General features: G+C 36.1%; 3 protein-coding genes. All 3 read right to left on the bottom strand.

Features of this window, described 5'->3' with window-relative positions:
* Positions 1–125: 125 nt before the first annotated feature.
* Positions 126–914: a putative hydro-lyase gene (locus CW357_RS17810; RefSeq protein ID WP_124218784.1), complete on the bottom strand. Its 789-nt coding sequence runs from the start codon at positions 912–914 to the stop codon at positions 126–128.
* A gap of 46 nt (positions 915–960) precedes the next feature.
* Positions 961–2,103 carry an NRAMP family divalent metal transporter gene (locus CW357_RS17805; protein ID WP_371684436.1) on the bottom strand — a complete coding sequence of 381 codons (1,143 nt, stop codon included), beginning with the start codon at positions 2,101–2,103 and terminating at the stop codon, positions 961–963.
* A gap of 117 nt (positions 2,104–2,220) precedes the next feature.
* Positions 2,221–2,979: a LamB/YcsF family protein gene (locus CW357_RS17800; RefSeq protein ID WP_124218780.1), complete on the bottom strand. Its 759-nt coding sequence runs from the start codon at positions 2,977–2,979 to the stop codon at positions 2,221–2,223.
* Positions 2,980–3,104 lie beyond the last annotated feature (125 nt).

Genomic DNA, 3,104 nt, shown 5'->3' with positions numbered 1-3,104 from the left:
TTTGACAACCCCAACAATTAGTATAGAACCCTAAAATAACACATACTCTAGCATCCGTATCTTAAACAAAAAAAGTTGTCCAATATTGCAACTGGACAACTTTTCAATACAACGGTAACTCTTTTTTATAACACACTCAATTTAGTATCTTTTAAATCACTGATAAACATACAACCTGGTGCGTGTGTAATCATAATAGAAGGTTTGCTTTCCATAGCTACTGCTTGTGGTGTTACACCACAAGCCCAAAACACTGGAACTTCTCCTTCTTTTATAGTTACTGCATCCCCAAAATCCGGTTTATTAATATCAGTGATTCCTATTTCTTCTGGATTACCAATTTGAATTGGTGCTCCATGTACACCAGGAAAACGTGATGTAATTTGAACAGCACGAATGGCATCTGCTGAAGACATTGGTCTCATACTAACCACCATTGGTCCTTCAAATTTCCCCGCTTTTGCACAAGGTATATTCGTTTTATACATTGGTACGTTACACCCTTCTTCGATGTGACGCACAGGTATTCCACTTGCTAATAAAGGTGTCTCAAATGTGAAGCTACACCCTAGTAAAAAACAAATCATATCATCTTCCCAGTAAGCTGTTATATCATTTACTTCTTCTGTTAAAATACCATCCCTATAGATACGATATTTTGGAATATCTTTTCGAATATCTGCACCATCCGCTATTTTACTAGGTGTATAAGAACCAATATCAGAAACATCCACTAAAGGACAAGGTTTCGGATTTCGCTGACAGAAAAGTAAAAAATCAAACGCATACTCCTTTTTTAAAATAACTAAGTTCGCTTGTGTATAACCTAACGACATCCCAGCTGTTGGACCAGTAATTTTTTGTTCACGAATTAAAGCTCGTACTTCTTTTGGAGAAGTGGATTGATAATCCATTTGAAAAACCCCTTTTATAATATTTTAATCATATTTGTCTATCAGACTATTTAAACATTAACGGGATTTGTTCGAATAGTGTCATAATTCCCAGTACACCCATAACAATTACAACGAAAATCCCTGGAATTGTTAACCAAAGTGGGTGTTTATACGACCCAACAATACTTTTCTTATACACTGCAACCAATAAAGTACCAAGTGCAAGAGGTAAGATCAATCCATTTAATGCACCCGCTAATACCAACACATTTACTGGTTTACCTATAAGAGCAAATATTCCAGTTGAAACAACGATAAATCCAATAATAATCCAATTTTGATATTTTTCAAACATTGGATGGAATGTTTTAATAAACGATACTGATGTGTAAGCTGCTCCAACTACTGATGTAATAGCTGCTGCCCACATAATAACACCAAATATATGATACCCTAATTCACCAACTGCTAATTTAAATACAGAAGCCGGTGGGTTTGTAGCATCGATATGTAACCCTTGAGATACAACACCTAAAACGGCTAAGAATAATGCAACACGCATCACACCTGTAATTGCAATACCTGATACTGAACTTTTCGTGACATCAGGAATAGCACTTACACCTTTAATACCTGCATCTAATAATCTGTGACCACCTGCAAATGTAATATAACCACCAACAGTACCACCAACTAGCGTGATAATAGATAGAATACTAATTTTAGATGGCACAAATGTACGCATTACTGCTTCTCCTACAGGAGGAACAGTTGAAATTGCTACATAAAGCATTAAGAGAATCATGATACCACCCGCTACTTGAGTGGCCTTATCCATTACTTTACCTGCTTCTTTAAATAAAAATATGAAAATTGCGAAAACAGCACTAATAACTGCCCCAATAATCGGATCTATACCGAGCATTGCATTTAGCCCTAATCCAGCTCCTGCAACATTTCCAATATTAAATGCTAATCCACCAAATACGATTAATATGGCTAATACAACACCTAGCCCAGGCAAGACTTTATTGGCAATTTCTTGCCCTCGTAATCCTGTTACCACAATTATGCGCCAAATATTCAACTGAGCGAAAATGTCTAATAGCAGAGAAACTAAAATAACAAATCCAAAACTAGCTCCTAATTGTTGTGTAAAAACTGTAGTTTGCGTTAAAAATCCTGGTCCAATTGAGGAAGTAGCCATTAAGAAAGCTGCTCCTAATAGGATACTCCAATTGGTTTTCGTTTTCCTTAGCGTTTTTGTTCTTGTTTTAGCATCTTGTGCTAATTTTGCATTTTCCATCTTAATACCCCTTTTTGATTAAAGAAAAGCTTTTACTATAATGCCTTCTTTTTCTAATGTTTGATGAATATACTTTGCAAATTCCAATGCATGTTCTCCGTCCCCATGGATACATACTGAATCTGCCTGAATAGCATATTTTGTCTCTTGCTGTGTAATAACATAGCCATCTTTTATCATCTTAACTACCTGTTTTACTGAAGACTCTTGATCAGTAATTAGAGCATCCGATTGATTTCTTGAAGTTAAGGAACCATCTTGCTGATAAGTTCGATCAGCAAATACTTCATGTACTGTTCGAAGGCCTATCTTTTCACCTGCTTTTGTAAGCTCACTGCCTGCTAGACCAAAAAGAATAATATCAGGGGATACATCATATACAGCTTGTGCAATTGCATCAGCTAAAGCTGAATCTTTTGCAGCCATGTTGTATAAAGCGCCATGCGGCTTAACATGCTGAAGCTTAGCTTTTTGAGTAGCTAAAAAACCCTGTAATGCTCCAATCTGGTAAACAACCATATCATAACCTTCTTGAGGTGTAATGTTCATAGCTCTTCTCCCAAATCCATTCAGATCCGGTAACCCAGGATGTGCACCAATCTGAACCTGATGAACGAGTGCCCTCTTCACCGTTTCTCGCATAACTGATGGATCACCAGCATGAAATCCACAGGCAATATTTGCTGAAGTGACGTATTTTAATATTTCTTCTTGTTCGCCAAGTTTATAACGACCAAAACTTTCTCCTAAGTCACAATTGATATCTAAAGTAAACATTTCCATCCTCCTTACACTTAACCAAATTGTTACTTCGCTTTAATATTTTATTATCATAGCATTATGCAATAATATTGAAAAGGGTAAATTTTTCGGAGAGTATAAAATATTTTGTGTAAATAGAA

The organism is Rummeliibacillus sp. TYF005, from assembly GCF_003844195.1.
Classification (GTDB): Bacteria; Bacillota; Bacilli; order Bacillales_A; family Planococcaceae; genus Rummeliibacillus.
Note: the sequence above shows the minus strand (reverse complement) of the source record. Positions and strands in the feature narration are given on the sequence as shown.

Bases quoted from the DNA above. Each gene is read 5' to 3' on its own strand.
- CW357_RS17800 (WP_124218780.1), bottom strand. From the start codon at position 2,979: ATGTTTACTTTAGATATCAATTGTGACTTAGGAGAAAGTTTTGGTCGT.
- CW357_RS17805 (WP_371684436.1), bottom strand. From the start codon at position 2,103: ATGGCTACTTCCTCAATTGGACCAGGATTTTTAACGCAAACTACAGTT.
- CW357_RS17810 (WP_124218784.1), bottom strand. From the start codon at position 914: ATGGATTATCAATCCACTTCTCCAAAAGAAGTACGAGCTTTAATTCGT.